The 17387-nt window shown below is 41.8% G+C and carries 13 protein-coding genes; 7 read left to right on the top strand and 6 right to left on the bottom strand.

The genetic code is table 11. From position 1 onward, the window contains the following. Positions 1–29: 29 nt before the first annotated feature. From IEY03_RS05340 to fliB, 4 genes are read left to right on the top strand one after another with little or no spacing between them, the layout of a single operon-like run. On the top strand, positions 30–1277 hold the full coding sequence (locus IEY03_RS05340; protein WP_188840318.1) for an aminotransferase class V-fold PLP-dependent enzyme: 1248 nt from the start codon (positions 30–32) through the stop codon (positions 1275–1277). 8 nt (positions 1278–1285) lie between these two features. Next, a complete protein-coding gene (locus tag IEY03_RS05335) occupies positions 1286–1741 on the top strand; it encodes a SufE family protein (RefSeq protein WP_229778197.1) in 456 nt (151 codons plus the stop codon). A gap of 15 nt (positions 1742–1756) precedes the next feature. After that, positions 1757–2917 (top strand): membrane dipeptidase, encoded by a 1161-nt coding sequence (locus IEY03_RS05330; protein WP_188840317.1) that lies wholly within the window; start codon positions 1757–1759, stop codon positions 2915–2917. A 60-nt stretch (positions 2918–2977) separates the two neighbouring features. Beyond that, complete coding sequence (fliB, locus tag IEY03_RS05325; protein WP_188840316.1) at positions 2978–4156, top strand: flagellin lysine-N-methylase; 1179 nt, start codon at positions 2978–2980, stop codon at positions 4154–4156. A 40-nt stretch (positions 4157–4196) separates the two neighbouring features. Here the strand turns inward: fliB and cysC are convergent, their stop codons facing one another. The 5 genes from cysC to cobA all read right to left on the bottom strand — a co-directional run bounded on the left by cysC (position 4197) and on the right by cobA (position 9968). After that, on the bottom strand, positions 4197–4820 hold the full coding sequence (gene cysC, locus IEY03_RS05320; RefSeq protein ID WP_188840315.1) for an adenylyl-sulfate kinase: 624 nt from the start codon (positions 4818–4820) through the stop codon (positions 4197–4199). 117 nt (positions 4821–4937) lie between these two features. Then, positions 4938–6662 carry an SLC13 family permease gene (locus IEY03_RS05315; protein WP_188840314.1) on the bottom strand — a complete coding sequence of 575 codons (1725 nt, stop codon included), beginning with the start codon at positions 6660–6662 and terminating at the stop codon, positions 4938–4940. Positions 6663–6665: 3 nt separating this feature from the next. After that, positions 6666–8108 carry a sulfate adenylyltransferase subunit CysN gene (cysN, locus tag IEY03_RS05310; protein ID WP_188840313.1) on the bottom strand — a complete coding sequence of 481 codons (1443 nt, stop codon included), beginning with the start codon at positions 8106–8108 and terminating at the stop codon, positions 6666–6668. A 61-nt stretch (positions 8109–8169) separates the two neighbouring features. Further along, positions 8170–9078 (bottom strand): sulfate adenylyltransferase subunit CysD, encoded by a 909-nt coding sequence (cysD, locus tag IEY03_RS05305; protein ID WP_188840312.1) that lies wholly within the window; start codon positions 9076–9078, stop codon positions 8170–8172. Between the two features lie 62 nt (positions 9079–9140). Further along, the gene (gene cobA / locus IEY03_RS05300; RefSeq protein WP_188840311.1) at positions 9141–9968 is read right to left on the bottom strand and encodes a uroporphyrinogen-III C-methyltransferase; all 828 of its coding nucleotides are present in this window, start codon (positions 9966–9968) and stop codon (positions 9141–9143) included. Between the two features lie 212 nt (positions 9969–10180). Here cobA and IEY03_RS05295 point away from each other — a divergent pair, with 212 nt between their 5' ends. Beyond that, positions 10181–11071 (top strand): phospholipase A, encoded by an 891-nt coding sequence (locus IEY03_RS05295; RefSeq protein WP_188840310.1) that lies wholly within the window; start codon positions 10181–10183, stop codon positions 11069–11071. A gap of 83 nt (positions 11072–11154) precedes the next feature. Here IEY03_RS05295 and IEY03_RS05290 read toward each other — a convergent pair whose 3' ends face one another. Continuing rightward, positions 11155–12873 carry a hypothetical protein gene (locus IEY03_RS05290; protein ID WP_188840309.1) on the bottom strand — a complete coding sequence of 573 codons (1719 nt, stop codon included), beginning with the start codon at positions 12871–12873 and terminating at the stop codon, positions 11155–11157. 1033 nt (positions 12874–13906) lie between these two features. On the opposite strand from IEY03_RS05290, the gene IEY03_RS05285 reads away from it, so the two are divergent. Then, positions 13907–14482 carry a hypothetical protein gene (locus IEY03_RS05285; RefSeq protein ID WP_188840308.1) on the top strand — a complete coding sequence of 192 codons (576 nt, stop codon included), beginning with the start codon at positions 13907–13909 and terminating at the stop codon, positions 14480–14482. 102 nt (positions 14483–14584) lie between these two features. Beyond that, positions 14585–16888 carry a DUF2254 family protein gene (locus IEY03_RS05280; RefSeq protein ID WP_188840307.1) on the top strand — a complete coding sequence of 768 codons (2304 nt, stop codon included), beginning with the start codon at positions 14585–14587 and terminating at the stop codon, positions 16886–16888. The last annotated feature ends 499 nt before the right edge of the window (positions 16889–17387 follow it).

Raw genomic sequence — 17387 nt, 5'->3', positions numbered from 1 at the left:
ATATCATTGAAGATCTTGATGCCTTTTTAATGAGTGTTAAGCGAATGACCGACTGCCAATTTGATCATCAAGCCATACGAAGCCAATTTCCTGCGCTACAACAACAGCTAGGCGATAACCCTCTGTGTTATTTAGATACGGCTGCCACCAGCCAAAAACCACAATCTGTTATTGATGCGATGAACCACTATTATCAGCTTGATAATGCCAACGTCCACCGCGCCGCACATCAATTAGCCGCAAAGGCAACACTGCAATATGAACAGGTTCGCGTCCAGGTGCAGGGCTTTATTAATGCCGCCACAACCCAGCAAATTGTGTTTACTCATGGGACAACTGAATCCATCAATATGGTGGCTCACGGATTAACCGACTTATTCAAAGCGGGTGATGTGATTCTGGTCGATGGCGCAGCTCATCATGCGAATATTGTGCCCTGGCAAGCCCTTGCAAAACGCACCGGTGCGAATGTAATCCCAATCCCGTTAGACTCAGACGGTTGCATTAATCATAGTGCTTATGACGCGTTATTAACCCAAGCGCCAAAGCTAGTCGCGCTGTCCCATGTGACCAATGCCATGGGCACCATTAACCCCGTCAAAGCCATGGTTGCCAAAGCCAATAATGTCGGCGCCATGACCTTAATTGATGGGGCACAAGCTGTGGCGCATCTTAACGTCGATGTGCAATCAATTGATTGTGATTACTATGTTTTTTCAGGCCATAAAATGTATGGTCCAACCGGCGTAGGCATACTTTACGGCAAGCTTGATGCGTTAGAAAAATTAACCCCTATGCTTACTGGCGGAGAGATGATCAAAACCGTCAGCTTTGATGGTACCTCCTACGGTGAACTCCCCAATAGGTTAGAAGCGGGCACTCCTGCCATAGCAGCCGTCATTGGGTTAGGCGCCGCCATCACCTTTTTAGCTGAATTACCTCAAACGCTTATTCATCAGCATGAACAGCAATTAATTCACTATCTTCAGCAACAGTTAAGCCAATTGGGCGATATTAGCGTATATGGTGTAAGGCCCAACAATGACAATATTGGGGCTGTGGCGTTTAATCTGGCTGATGAACACCATCAAGATGTGGGCATTTTATTAGATCAGCAAGGCGTGGCGATCCGCGGCGGTCATCATTGCGCCATGCCGTTGATGCAAAGTTTGCAGATAAAAGGCTGTTGTAGAGCCTCTATTGGGATATATAGCAATCAGCAAGATATTGATCGCTTTATTAACGCACTTGCTGAAGTAAAATCCATTTTATTGTAAGGCCAAACATGACTATCAACGCCATGCCACAACCAGATGTAACCCTGTTCTTACCCTTATCAGACGACGTGATCAACGGCGCTAAACTGATAGAACAAGCCACAAACTGGCAAGAGAAATACCGCCAAATAATGTTATTAGGCAAAAAACTGCCAAACTTAGCGGATGAATTCCGCCATCAAGACGCTCAGGTAAAAGGCTGCGAAAGCCAAGCATGGTTGTACCATCAACAAATTGATGGACAACATTTTTATTTGGCCGACAGCGATGCACGTATAGTCAAAGGACTGATTGGTTTATTGCTTGCGGCAACACAGGGACGAACCCGCAATGAAATAGCCCAATTTGATGTGGTCGCCTATTTTGAAAACTTAGGGTTAAACGGACAGTTAAGCCCATCGCGTACCAATGGATTACATGCCTTATCGCAGGCCATTAAAAGTTACGCAACCAAGACAAATTAAAAGGATACACAGTTAATGTCACATGACTTGCTCACCCGCCGTAAATTACTTAAAGGCCTTGGCGCAGCAGCGTTATGTAGTCCATTTGTCAGCCAACATGCCTGGGCCGTTGATCACCGCCCCTTGTTTATCGATGGCTTATCTTTTTTACCCAAAGATATTAATGATGTAAAAGCCTCTCAACTCAGTGCATTTATTGCCGACATATCCGACATTGAAGCCATAAAACAAGCTGATGGCACCACTAATTACAAACGCAGTTACAACGCCTGCATCAAAAGCATTAAAGCCGCGAAAGCGATTGTCGACGCCAACCCTGAAGTCTATTTACAAGGGCAAAGTGGATTAGATATTAGCAGAGCATTTGACTCAAAACGGACTGCGGTATTTTTTCAAATTCAAGGTGCGGATTGTGTTGAAGATGACAGTAGTCAAACCAATTGGCAGCAATTAGAAGAATTTAAACAACAAGGTTTACGCGTATTACAATTAACCCACCATTACGGTAATCGTTTTGCCGGTGGCGCACTCGATAACAATGGTAAAGCAGGACTGAACCTCCCCTTGACGCCCGCGGGACATGAGTTAATCGAAGCGCTAAACCATCGTCATATGCTGATAGATGTCAGCCACTCCAGTCCCAAAACCGCTCTTGATACCGCCAAGGCCAGCAAAAGCCCGATAGTGCAAAGCCACGGCGCAGTCAGAAGCATTGTCAATCATGCTCGCTGTTCACCTGACGAAGTGATCCGTGCTATCGCTGATACCGGTGGTGTATTTGGTATTTTCATGATGAGCTTTTGGCTAACCAATCGCCCTGTTCCAACCATTAACGATTACATTAAGCAGATAGATCATGTGGTCAGAATTGCAGGCGTAGACAGTGTTGCCATTGCCAATGATTATCCACTACGTGGCCAAGAGAACCTATTAAAGCTCAATAATGATAATGCCGAAGGGGTTAAAGAGTACTTAGATTGGTGGCACAGTTTGCGGGCTAAAAATGTACTCGGTTTTGATGTGGAACCTAAACATGTGGTGATCCCAGAATTAAACACCATTGAACGCATGAGCCGCATTGACGATGCCTTAAAAAAAGCCCGCTTTAAATCATCGGATCGTGATCGTATTATGGGAGGTAATTGGCAACGTGTATTAAATCAAGTATTGATTTAATACACTATTTAGGCCTAAATGAATAATCAAATATTGATATAACCACTCAAAAGGATTCGCATGGAAAACCTTACAATCAAGCCTAGTTATGTCAGTTTATTCAGTTGTATTGGGCCTAAATGCGCAGATAGTTGCTGTAATGATTGGATGATTACTTTTGATAAACAAAGCTATAAAAAAACACTGAAAAATAAATACTTAGCTGATGTTGCCAAATTTGCTTTATATGAAACCAAAGACAGTGAAAGCTCATGGGCGATAGTCAATTTAGATAAAAATGGCGCTTGCCCTTTTTTAACACCACAAAAACTGTGTAACATTCATGCCAAAGCGGGCGAGAAAGCCCTAAGCCATACCTGTAAAACATATCCTAAAAGGGATCAGTTTATTGGTCCAGATAAGTATCAAAGCCTGTATTTATCTTGCCCTGAAGTGGCACGTATAGTGTTATTTGATGACAATGCCTTTCAGTTTTCGGCTAACGCGAGTGGCAATAAAACGGTTAACCCTCCCAGCCCTGAATGGTTAGAAAAAACCTATGAATACAGTTTAGATCTATTATTAAATTCAGGATTAAATTGGCAAGAATCGTTTTTAGCTATCGGGCTACTTGTAAAAACCAGTGACGAAGTGCGTACCAATAAAGCTAACATCGAGCAATTAGAGGTGCGTTATAACCAATTGCTCAGCATGTCGAAAATGGGCATGATTTCTGAACAATTCAACACGATTCCATATACATCACTGCCTCAAAAACACACGTTTGTAGCCATACATGATGCATTGTGTACCATGCACTCACGAAGTACACGGCCTAGGTTTGAATCGATTAACAACGCCATTACCGCCTTGTGTAACGAACAAAATGATTACTCAATTGAGGGGATTAATGGGATTTGGAACACCGAAGTAGAAACACAACTAACGGATCACTCTGAACTATTTACTAAATTCATTCTTTATTCAATGTTCCATAACCATTTCCCTATGCACGCAGAACATGATCCTGAACAAGTATTTCAACAACTTATCATAGACTGCTTTATGATCCGTTGTTATCTCGCAGCGACTTATGCAGCAGAAAAACAGTTAACCGAGGAAAACATTATCAAATGCTTTCAGGTTTATCATGTTGTTCGCCAACATAAGCCAAAATTTATTGAACGCATAAAAAACATTTTAAGTGAGTATGGCTTAACATCATTACCATCGGCCATAAGCTTACTTAAAACTCAATAAATTGATAATTATCGGTGTGAAATCAATCACACCGATACGTTTAAATCCCTAAACCTGCGACCATTTTTTCGCCATCAATCACCTGTAGCGCACTCAAATAATCGACTAAAGCTTGTACTTGGGTGGCTAAATCGCCTTTGCTGGTATCTATGGTTAACTCTGCTGAGTCGGGATCTTCATAGGGTGATGAGATCCCGGTAAAGTGAGCAATTTCACCTTTACGCGCTTTGGCATACAAGCCTTTAGGATCACGAGATTCACACACACTCAAAGGTGTCGAAACATGCACTTCAATGAATTTACCTTCTGGGAATAACTTTCTTACCCGCTCACGCTCGGCACGAGTGGGTGAAATAAACGCAGAAAGCACAACTAGCCCTGCATCAACCATCAACTTGGCGACTTCACCAACACGGCGCAAATTTTCATCACGATCGTCCAGGCTAAAACCTAAGTCTTTACATAAGCCATGACGAACATTATCACCATCAAGCAAATAAGTATGAAAACCAGCTTCAAATAACGCATGCTCTAATGCCCCAGCAAGTGTTGACTTACCTGAGCCTGATAAGCCAGTAAACCATAATAACACTGGGTTTTGATTCTTTTGACGCCCACGAGCGGCTTGATCTATTTCATGCTGATGCCAAACGATATCAGTCATAACTACTCCTTTTATGCCATAACTCGACACGACATATAACAACTAAAATGCAATTCTTAACCTCTACCGCGGTGCAAAGAGGAGGTAAGTTAACGTTTGCCCAACTTTTCATGATGCTTAAAATGGAAAGAAATACGGCACAGCAAAGATGACGGTCAGTGAATACACCACAGATAAAGGCAGACCGACTCGCACAAAATCAGACAATTTATAATTTCCAGCGTTATACACCATTAAGTTAGTTTGATAACCATAGGGAGATATAAAGCTGGCACTGGCACCAAATACCACCGCCATAATAAATGGCCGTGGATCAACGCCATAACTGGTAGCAACAGCATAAGCAACTGGGAATGCCAGTGCTGCTGCGGCATTATTGGTGATTAATTCCGTCACAACCAAAGTGATGAAAAACACTCCAACAAATGCTGCAAACACCCCATAACCATTAAAAACACTAATGACACCATCAGCTAAATTTTTGGCTAAACCTGTGTCAATCATCAAGGTCGCCAAACACAGAGCGCTGCCGACAATCACGACTAATTCAAGCGGGAAACGACGTTTTAATTCCGATAAACTCACCGCACCAATGGCAAAGTAGCTCAGCAATAAAACCACTAACCCTTTCGCCAAAGGGACTAACTCGGTAACGCTAGCTAATATGGTCAACACGAAGCCTAAAATGACCCAGTTACTGCGCTTATCATCTAAACGCACATTTAAATCTAAACCGCTGATCGCAGCAAAATCGGTACTTAAATTAGGGCTATGGCTAAAGCGATCACCAGGGGTTATCAGTAACACATCTCCAGGCTGCAAAACGATATCGCCCAAACCGCCCTTAAGGGGTGCATGTCCACGACGAATGGCCATAACAGCCGAATCATAAAGCTCACGAAAACGCGCGTCCTTTAGGGTGGTGCCGACTAATTTAGACGAGGGTCCTAATACGGCTTCAACCAGGTTTTGCCCCTTAGCATGTTGTTTGCCAAACCATTCAAGTCCATCAAACTGATGTAATAACTCGACAGATTCAACCGCACCACTAAATCGCAGCATATCGCCAGCTTGAATCACCATATTAGGTGGCACTGGGCAAATACGAATTCCGCTACGCTCTAACTCAACTAAGTACAATTTTTTCAGTGCACGCAGACGGTTATCAACCACACTGTGTCCAACCAACTGTGAGTTTTTAGCAACATGGGCTTCTAGCAGATAAGGTAAAGCCTCATCTTGGTTTTCTTCACGGCGGTCGGGTAAGGTATTTGCCAGTAACATTAAAATCAATAAGCCAGTTATGACCACCAAAATACCAACTTGGGTAAACTCAAAAAAGCCCAGGGGTTTAAGGCCTGCGTTTTCCACAAATGAGTTAACAATCAGGTTGGTTGAGGTACCAATCAAGGTTAATGTTCCGCCTAAAATGGCGGCATAGTTTAATGGCAGTAATAACTTTGATGGCGCATGGGCTTGATTACGCCTAACGACCCCAATTAACGATGCCACTACCGCAGTGTTATTGGTAAACGAGGATAATATTGCCGTTGATATCCCCATTTTTGCCAGAGTGCTAAATAAGCTACCTTTCCCAATGACTTGACTTAATTTACCGATAAGCCAAGTTTTTTCTAGTGCTGTAGCGGCAAGCACCAGCAAAACCAAAACAATTAACCCATTGTTAGTAAAGCTCATTAACGCTTGATTAAGTTCAACTAATCCTAATAAATAGGCACTTAATAGTGCCATAGAAAACATTGTGGCAGGTTTGGCGGCCCCTGCTATCAGACCGCCTACCATTGCTAACAATATGATCGCTAACAGCCACATTTCGCTCATAGATTATTTTCCAAGCAAACTAATATCGCGGGCATTCCAGTGTGGATAATGCTTGCGAACTAGCGCATTAAACTCAAGTTCAAATGGGCTGAACTCATTGCTCACTTGCTTTTGACCTTGATAGCCATCAACGACCATCACTGCTGCTACAGTGGCATTAGATAAGCGATCGATTAAGATCATGCCGCCAGTATCACGCACTAAGCTATAAGCATCTAATACTACCGTTTCGGTTAAATCTAGCTTCACACGAGCAATAGTATTTAAACTCAATGAGGTTGCAGCACTGCGCTCAAGCGTATTCACATCAGTGATATATTCAATTTCACTCACAACAGCTTGGGTTTTCTTACCGGCCACTTTTACGTCATAAAGCTGACCAATTTGTAATGGCTTTTCATCCATCCACACTAAATCAGCAACAATATGATTAGCAAGACTTGGGGCACTTTCGGGTTTTGCCAATAAATCACCGCGAGAAATGTCAATTTCATCTTCTAAGGTGATAGTCACAGCTTGGCCAGCTACCGCTTCAGCTAAATCGCCATCAAAAGTGACAATGCGTTCAACTTTGCTGCGTTTATTCGAAGGTAATGCCACCACTTCATCGCCGACTTTCAGGACGCCTGAAGATAATGTGCCTGAAAACCCACGAAAATCGAGATTTGGACGCAACACATATTGCACAGGAAAACGTACTGGCAATTCACTTAACTCACGCTGTGTATCAATCGTTTCAAGTAATTCAAGTAAAGTACCGCCTGTATACCAATCACTTTGGCTACTGCGGTTAACCACGTTGTCGCCATTTAAGGCTGATAACGGCACATAGTGAATGTCTAAATCGCCAAAATCTTTCACAAAATCAGCAAAGTCTGCCTGAATTTGGTTAAATATTTTTTCGTCGAAGCCGACTAAATCCATCTTGTTCACGGCAACCACAAAGTGACGTAAACCTAACAAAGATGCGATAAAAGCATGACGCTTAGTTTGGGTTTGTACGCCATAACGAGCATCAACCAAAATAACGGCTAGATCACAGGTAGATGCACCTGTTGCCATGTTGCGAGTGTATTGCTCGTGACCCGGTGTGTCGGCAATGATGAACTTACGCTTTTCACTTGAGAAATAACGGTAAGCCACATCAATGGTGATGCCTTGTTCGCGTTCCGCCTGTAAACCATCAACTAAAAGCGCTAAATCAATGGCTTCGCCTGTGGTACCCATTTTGGCGCTATCGCTTTTTAAGCTCGCTAACTGATCTTCATAAATTTGCGCACTGTCATGGAGTAAACGACCAATTAAGGTACTTTTACCGTCATCAACACTGCCACAGGTTAAGAAGCGTAACAGACCTTTATTTTGTTGAAGAGCTAAATATTGCTTTACGCCGTGCTCGAGAATTTCAGCGGCCATACGGGTAGTGTTATTTACTGCTTGATTCATATTCTTTCTCACTCAATTCGAGTTTATCAATCTGGTTACTGACCTTGTTTTGCCACAATGGCTAGAAGTAACCTTGACGCTTTTTCTGTTCCATTGACGCACTTTGATCTGAATCGATCAGTCGGCCCTGGCGTTCACTTGAGCGAGTTAACAGCATTTCCTCGATAATTTTTTCAAGGCTATCTGCGTCTGAATGCATCGCGGCGGTCAGAGGGTAACACCCTAATGTTCTAAATCGCACACGCTCAGTGGTAATTTCTTCGCCGGCTTCTAACGGTAAGCGGTCATCATCTTTCATGATCAGCTGACCACCTTTATTCACTACCGGACGGTCTGCAGCAAAATAGAGCGGTACAATTTCAATGTTTTCTTGATAGATATATTGCCAAATATCTAACTCAGTCCAGTTTGATAATGGGAAAACACGAATACTTTCGCCTTTATTTACCGCACCGTTATAGGTACGCCATAACTCTGGACGTTGGTTTTTAGGATCCCAGCGGTGATGTTTATCACGGAATGAGTAAACACGTTCTTTAGCACGAGATTTTTCTTCATCACGGCGTGCACCACCAAACGCAGCATCAAAACCATATTGGTTTAACGCTTGCTTTAAAGCCTGAGTTTTCATTATGTCTGTGTGCTTAGCGCTACCATGGGTAAACGGGCCTACGCCCTGCTCAACACCTTCTTGATTGGTATGCGTTAACAACTCAAAGCCAAATGCTTTAGCCTGTGCATCACGGAACTGGATCATTTCTTTAAATTTCCAACCCGTATCGACATGCAATAGTGGGAAAGGAATTTTTCCTGGATAAAAAGCCTTACGTGCTAAGTGCAGCATCACTGAAGAGTCTTTACCTATTGAGTAAAGCATCACAGGGTTATCAAACTCAGCGGCAACTTCACGAATGATTTGAATGCTTTCCGCTTCAAGTTGTTGTAAATGGCTTAATGAACGACCTGCCATGATGGATCTCCGTTTGCTAATTAAGGGTGAATCGCTGTTGCGATCCATTAATTTAATTCGTATTACAGTGCGTTAACTGAAACAGCACCTTGGTTAACTGTTGCGTTTTCTTGGGTTGATTGCGGCTGAAACCAATTCAGCGAATCGGCAAGTGATACCACTTCACCAATGATCATCAACGCAGGCATCTCTAAAGCAGGATCGGCTGCTAATTGTCCAAGTTCGCCAAGTGTGCCAATAAAACGCTGCTGATCTTGAGTTGTCGCTTTCGACACTATCGCCACCGGGGTGTCTGCACCACGGCCCGCATTGATCAAACCTTTACTGATCACATCGGCATTTAAAATACCCATGTAAACCACTAATGTATTATTTGGATTCGCATAACCCTGCCAATCCATAGGACGACTAGCCAATTGGCAATGACCAGTAATAAATGTCACTCCTTGGGCATGATCACGATGCGTTAACGGAATACCCGCATAAGCGGACGTGCCACTTGCGGCAGTGATACCAGGCACCACTTCAAATGCAACCCCAGCTTCAACTAAGGTTTGTAATTCTTCACCGCCTCGGCCAAAAATAAACGGGTCGCCACCTTTTAAACGCACGACATTTTTACGGGTATAGGCTTTAGTCACCAGTAACTGATTGATTTCATCTTGACTCGCACTGTGCTTACCCGCGCGTTTGCCTACGGCAATTTTTTCAGCGCCGTGTGGAATTAAATCTTGTATATCCTGACTCACTAATGCGTCATAAAGCACCACATCAGCTTGCTTAAGAATACGATAAGCTTTAACGGTCAATAGCTCAATATCGCCTGGGCCTGCGCCCACCAACCACACTTTGCCTTTTGCTTGCTGGCCTGGCATTGATACTAATTCCATCACACTTACCTCGTATTCTTTGATTAGCATCAAATATAGCGGTTTATATATTCCATATACAATAGTAAATAGTTAGTTTTTATTCCATTTAGCTATATAAGAGTCGGGGAGTTTTTTTCCATCTGGCTTAAAAAATAAAAAGCATGTGTTTTAACATCAAGATTCTGCTTACAATAGCAACATAATAACCACATTTTAGTGAGCCAAAATTAATGAATCCGAAACAATTTATAATGTTGCTACCTGTAGTTATATGTACTTTCTCTTCATTTTTGCACGCCGAAGACTCACTATTAGATGAGCGAGTTAAAGATGAACTGGCCACATCTGACAGACCTTTTGTCATCACCCCGCATAAAGCTAACTACATCTTACCGGTCACTTATCAAACACGCCCTAACAATGAGCCATTTAAAGAGAAGTACCCTAATCAAGAGGTTGAAGTTGATGAAATGGAAGCTAAATTCCAAATCAGCTTCAAATTTCCAATTTGGTATAATGTGTTTGGTGACAATGGGCATTTATTTTTTGCTTATACCAATCAATCCTACTGGCAAGTTTACAATAAGGATGTTTCTTCTCCCTTTAGAGAAACCAACCATGAACCCGAAGTGTTCATGTTATTTAATAATGACTGGGAAATTGCAGGGCTAACAAACTCTTTTTGGGGTGTGGGTATGGTTCATCAGTCTAATGGACAAACGGATCCATTATCACGAAGCTGGAACCGCATTTATGGCAACATGATATTTGACCGAGGCCCTTTTGCATTAGGCTTAAAAGCTTGGTGGCGCTTACCTGAAGATGAAAAAGCCTTTCCTACCGATTCACGTGGTGATGACAACCCAGATATTAATGACTACATGGGGCATTTTGAATTAACCGGCGTGTATGGACTAGATAAACATAGATTTATGATGCTACTGCGTAACAACTTATCATCTGATAACAAAGGTGCATTTGAGTTTACCTACAGTTACCCGATTGTGGGTAACTTGCGCGTATATGCGCAATACTTTAACGGCTATGGTGAAAGTTTAATTGATTATAATCAACATAATCAACGCATTGGCATTGGCTTGGCGTTAAACGATTTACTGTAATGAACCATCATTTAGTACAAAAAAACCTAGAACACTGTTCTAGGTTTTTTATTTTTACAGCCGTTACTTAACCAAAGTTGAGGTTATTTAGGTGCTTTTGAGCTCATTTTAGAGCCAATTTCAATACCTTGACTATTAATATCAACCGTCATTTGCATGCGCATGTTGTAGTCTTTCATCATTGATAATTCTTCAGGTACTTGCTCACCACTTTGTTCAATCATAGTGATTAATGGCGAAAACATTTTTTCATAATCCGCGGTGAAGTTAACAAGACCATTGGCAACCAGCGGTTGTTTCGCTAATTGATCAGCTAAGCTTTGTGCCGCATCACCAGTAAACAACACTAAATGTTGTCCCCTAATCGCCATTTTAGCTTGTACACCAAACTCAGGAGGCAACATGAGTAATGACGTCACATCAACGGCATCGCCATCCACAGCCAAATTAACCTGTGCTAGCGGTGGGTAAAAAGGCTTAACCATATCCACTAGCATGGCTGGGTTTTCGGCAGACAAGCTCACCAATGCATCTAATTTATCAAATGCTGGAGAACCATCAGCATCCTTTAGTTGGTAATCCATTACGGTTAAGTTTAAGCCTTTAACGCCATTGGCCATACCTGTCATCATGCCAACCATCGCAGGGTTAAACTCTGTCAATGCATACTGACTTTCAGCTAATGCTTGGCATTGATATGTTGGCGTGGTTAAGTCTTTCCAAACGGCGTTTAGCGAAGGCGCTAGCTGCGCCACATCCATACCCAGCCCTACGGATAAAATATGATTTGCCGCATCTGCACCAAAATCAGGGATAAAGCCGCGCATTTTGGTCAGAGCATTAAGAATAACCGCATTTTTGCTCTCAATCACCACACGCGCATCAAATGCACTTTCTTCACGAGAAACCGAATAAGAATTAAACCCCATCACGGTTCTTGGCCAGTTATTGGCTATTGCCATTAACTCTGTTTTGCATTGCTCACTGTGCAACTCTGCAAACGGATTATCATCTTGTAATGAGGCTAATTGGGTAATCTGCTTTGCAAGCATGTTGCCATCGACAGTAGTTATTCCCTTGATTAACTCAACATGGTTAACAAAACTAATGCTGTCTTGAGTAAAGTGATGCTGCTTGGCAATGTCGTCTAAAATAGTGGTCGCAGAGATAGGATTAACCACCTTTTTCGCGCCAAGCGCCGTTTCTAACAATTCGGCTTGGTTAAGCGAGGTGTTTAACGTAATGGTTAGCCAGCCTTGATTTTCAGCAAAAACAACATCCACAGTCTCTTCTGAATCGGCACCGGTTATGCGATATGCACGGTATTCAAGTCCGGCTATGGTGGCGCTAGTATGAACTAAGCCGCTTTCTTGTTCTGCGCGGTCTAACTCGCGCCAAAAAGCCTTTGCATCGGCAAGTTGCAGCTTCATCACAGGCAGTGCGCCAAGGGTATAAGCATAACTTTGCATTTCATCTGGCAGACCATAATGCGCAACAAGCGTATCTGGGTCAGTCATCAAACTCAAATACTGTTTATATAAGCTAAGAAAAAACTTTTCGTGTGGCTCAGTAAAATCAGTTAACTCATTCAACTGCTCAATCGAATACCCCTGAGCATTTCCTGCGGTGCTATAAAGATAATCTTTAATTGGAAAAGGAGTTAATTGCCCGGAAAACGCTAAGGTATCTGCAGGGACATAATCCAAAATTGGATTTAACGCGACTGTGTTAGATTGCTGGCTAAAATAATATCCACCTGCACCCACGGCGAGTATTGCCACTGCAACTGCCATTTTATTCATTTATAAACTCCAATTTATTCACTTATTAACTCTTCCATGAGAGTCATGAGGATTTTGTTGCTCAAAAGTACCTACAAATACATAGGTAAACAATTCAATAATTTAACATTAATTCGACCTTAGCGCATTAGCTTAGGCTGCTATTTAATAATGATGATGATTGTAATATTGAATCCCAACTCAGAATGAGATTTGTAATCAATAAGCTAGATTCAACACATTTAGCCCAACCAGCGGGGTTTAAAGATTGAATGGAAAAAGATTATTTTAAAACGCTGACTTGGTTTTACCCCAAAGGTTTATTTGGAGATGGTCTGCGGCCACTAACGTCGTGGCGCTTCGCCCACACCAGACGAAAAATGCTGAAAAGCGCATATTTTCGATGGGGAATGATCCAGCTTTAAACTTCATTTGTAGCTTGCTTAGGTCATTGTCGGCTAATACAAAATCTCCCTAACGCTTACGATAGGTATCTGAAGTAAATGGATTTACAAATGTCACGGTGGCAAGGATGCCAAAGAGTGACCCTGGCCTAACGAAAGCTAGTTTGGCATCCATGCCAAGCTCACGACCTTTTCTCGATGGTCTCAATTCAAATTGAGTCAGGAAGAATTTGTTTCTTTTAGTTACGAATATAGTCAAATCGAAGCTGCGAAAATTTAGCGGATAAACACGGCAGGTAATGACTTAAATTGAAGTAATAGGCTTACTTAACATACTCAAGATAACTTTTATTAAAACATTGAATTAAAGCTATAAAGTGGATTACAGTATGAGATGTTAAGGACAAAGTCGGGTTAGCACGAACACAATCATCGTGCGGACCATTTAAGGAAGAAAAAGCCATTCAATAACATGTGCCTACCAACTTTTTATAAAGTTTACTCTGACCCACTAAATTTGTGTTTTTGCTAAATTGTATATTTACAACAAACACTTAAAAGTAATACTTTGACGAGGAAACTTACAAGAAAGCAGGAGGTTATCCTGCTGCTAATCAATAAGCTGTTAGGTGCTTTTAGGATGAATAAATATGAATAAAGGGATTTGCTCAATTTCACACAGAATCATCTATTCAGGATGGGACTTTCAGCAAGCACTGTCGGCTTTAACTTTCCTAATAGAAGAGTGTGAGTATGAAAAGAAATACAATAAAGTTGATCTTAGAAGATTTAGATGTTTTGAAACTACATTAATTGTTTCATTTGCTCGCCCTTTCAAAACAGGAAGAGGACGGGAGCAGCTAGATTTATTGGCGATTGGCTTTGAATTCACCACAGAAGAATGTGAGCTGAAAGATAAGCTCATAAGGTTAAGGGACAAAGTGGTAAGTCATTCAGATGAGGAGCAAATGGAATATATAACGTATTCCTTTAAACCTTTTGATGACCATGATATAAGAATGCCTATTGAGCAATTCCAGGAAGCTCTTTATCTAGAAGAAACAGAGATATACAAGATAGAGAAACTATTGCATAGACTTACCCACACTATAGCTGAATATAAATTCAAAATAGTTCAATCAAATCCAGATGAATTCAACAGAAATAAAGCACCGACACCTAACCACTCAAGAAAGAAGGATTCCGCAAGCGGCACCTCTTCTTGAGGCGTTGTGTGTCTTACCGATACTAACATTATGAACCTGTAAAATTACTTACCCTACGAATTGATTTTAAAAGGCTTCATTAAATAAAGGGAGCGCCAAACTGTGATCGATAAAGCCATATCGAACTGGAAAAAGATAAGACGAATACCCCTTGCCATTACATCAAATGTAAAAGAGTCATTGTCGCTTTGGCACGCCAAATCTTGGCAATATCTATATCTTGGGAAAAATTGGCTTTTCAATTTCAAGTCTAAATATGCTGGCGGATTAGGCTTGTTCTTTCTAGCAGTGCTAATGATTGCAAGCGCAATCTCTTTTCCAGCGCTTCAAAATTATTTAGAACCATATTTTTCCCAATCAGGACGACTAGATTCGATTAGGGCGCTATTCCTTTCACTTGGTGGTGCCATGATCGGCGCTACCGCGATTGCGTTCTCACTCATTATGTTTGCTATGCAGGTAAATGTAGAGCGCATGCCGCATGGCTTGTTCAGGAAGTTTAGTTCAGACGTAAAGTTGCTTGGCGCATTTACTTCTACATTCTCATTGGCATTGATAATCACAGCATTTTCACTAATTCCAGATAAATCCTGGGTATCCGTCGCTACATTAGCAACAGTCTGGTGTTCGTTTCTAATTATATTGTTATTTGTACTTGCGTATCGTAGAGCGCTTGCTTTGATTAGCCCTACTATGCAACTGGGTCTTGTGGTCGCTGATACGGAAAGAGATTTTAAAATATGGGATAGAGCAATAAAACGAACGACACCGCTACTTCGAGAAAATGCAAATGGTGGAGCAGAAGATGATGAATTAAGAAGTAAGTACGATATGGACCGTGTTACTTACTTTCAGCTACATCCAAACTGGACATCATCAGCCGATCAGGCCATATTCTATTGTATTGCCTTTTCAAGGCGCTACGCTGAACAAGGCGACCATGATGTTTCACGGGTTGCGCTTAATGGGATAGTAGCAGTTAATGCGTTATATATTAAGACAAAAGGAAAGACCTTTTTCTCAAACAGTTACTTTTTTGATAATTCGCTGGCATCTGATGATTTTCTAACAAATACACTTGAACATTTACGGCAGAATATCCAAGTAGGCGTTTCACGCAAAGATGAGCAATTCATAAAACAAAATTTACACAGCCTACTTCAGCTCACACAGCTTTATTTGTCCATTGAATACGGCGATGTACATGCACCACGGTCTCATGCTCATCTAGTGTCTGGCTATCTGACAAGTGCAGTAGAAAGTGTTATTCCTCATGATATGGCTGATGTATTAATTGAGGGCGTAAGCTTACTCGGAAATGCAGGTCGACTAATCGTACATAACGACAAGTCTGAGTACATCGCTACTATCTCTGAGAAAATTGCGCTAATCGCTTGCACAGGAGCAGTTAACAAAAATTACCAGCCGGTAACTCAGGTGGCAGTAAAGCAGCTCGCAAGACTGACCTTTGAATTATTGAGAAGCGAGTCATGGAAAGTGAGTTATGCAATCAAAGAGGTTCGAGCTGATGTAAAACTGATTGCTGAAATATACCTCAATATACCGGATTCACAGCCAACAAGAGTACATAGCACAAGCTTAGCGCCTTACTATTCAGGAACCAGTAACGATACTTTAATGGCATGGTTTACGGAGCTAGCAAATGCTTTATCCAATGCAGAACCCAGCGATGAGGCCGCACTGCGAGTTGTTGGCCATATAGAGGAGTGGGGAGATGGGTTATATCAAACTGAAAAAGAATTATTATTGCTGGCTATTGAGAAAAGATCTCAACTTACGTTCGATTTAATCCACTGGATTGTACACATCACAAAATTACTCCTCGCCGTTTCTTGTTCGGATGTTTGCGATGATCATCATAGAGACAAACTAAGAAAATCGGCCATTTGGTTGATTAATGTTCTTTCTTGGGTTCCTGATGATGAAGAAACAATAAAATATCTAGAAACGTTCCGTATCGCAGATAATATCTTCGAATCCGCAGTAGATGCACATAAACTTGGTTGTGATATCGAAGCTCTTGAAATTCGAAGCTTGCTTCTTAGCTGGGCACGTAAGGTCGGTAAATATCAGACTGGTAGGGCATCCTTAGAATCAGCTTGTTGTGGTTTGGCATGCTTGAATCTCATCCTTGAGTTGCCAGATGAGAAATTGTTCACTGATATTGATACATATATTTCTAAGGACGATGCACCTAATTTTGATATCCGTTCAAGGACCGCTTCTGACCTTCATGAAGAAGCAGACAAATACCGTACCGGATATGGTCACAGCAAAATAGATATGGCAATGGCACATGCCGACCAATCGAGGCTTAGTATACTACTGCATGGAATAGCAGGTCATTTATGTCCAGAAACTCATCACACTGAAGAGGATGAGTGAATTTGGCCACTAGTTTAGAAGTTTTGCCATATATAAAGTAATTCTTCAAGCACTAATCAAGCAAAGCACCTAACTCATTCTGTCCAAAAATTGGTTAACTGTTTGTGTTTATCGTTTTGTGCCCACCTAAAATAAAGCTTAATCGAAGAAACAAAAATTCAGGTTCTGATGAGCCTGCGAGTATCCAAAACATGGATGTTTTGGTTAAGCCCACACGGACGTGCTTGCGGCGTCTCGCGGGATCATTTGCACTTGAAGTCACCTTCCTACCAAATACTGTCCAAAAGTGAGTTAACTCCTGTTCTGATTTAGCTTTTCCACCGCTATCAATGAGGGCAAATCGAAGAGATAAAATTCAGGTACTGAGGAGTCAGCGAGTATCCAAAACAGGGCGAAGTTTCACTCAGTGAAACATTTTTGAGCGAGAGGCATGGATGCCGAACTGGCTGTTTAACAAGGATGTTATTGGTTTTGGTTAAGCCCACACGGACGTGCTTGC

This window comes from Shewanella aestuarii, assembly GCF_014647215.1.
Classification (GTDB): Bacteria; Pseudomonadota; Gammaproteobacteria; order Enterobacterales; family Shewanellaceae; genus Shewanella; species Shewanella aestuarii.
The sequence above is the reverse complement of the archived record's forward strand: the minus strand, read 5'-3'. Positions and strand labels throughout refer to the sequence as shown.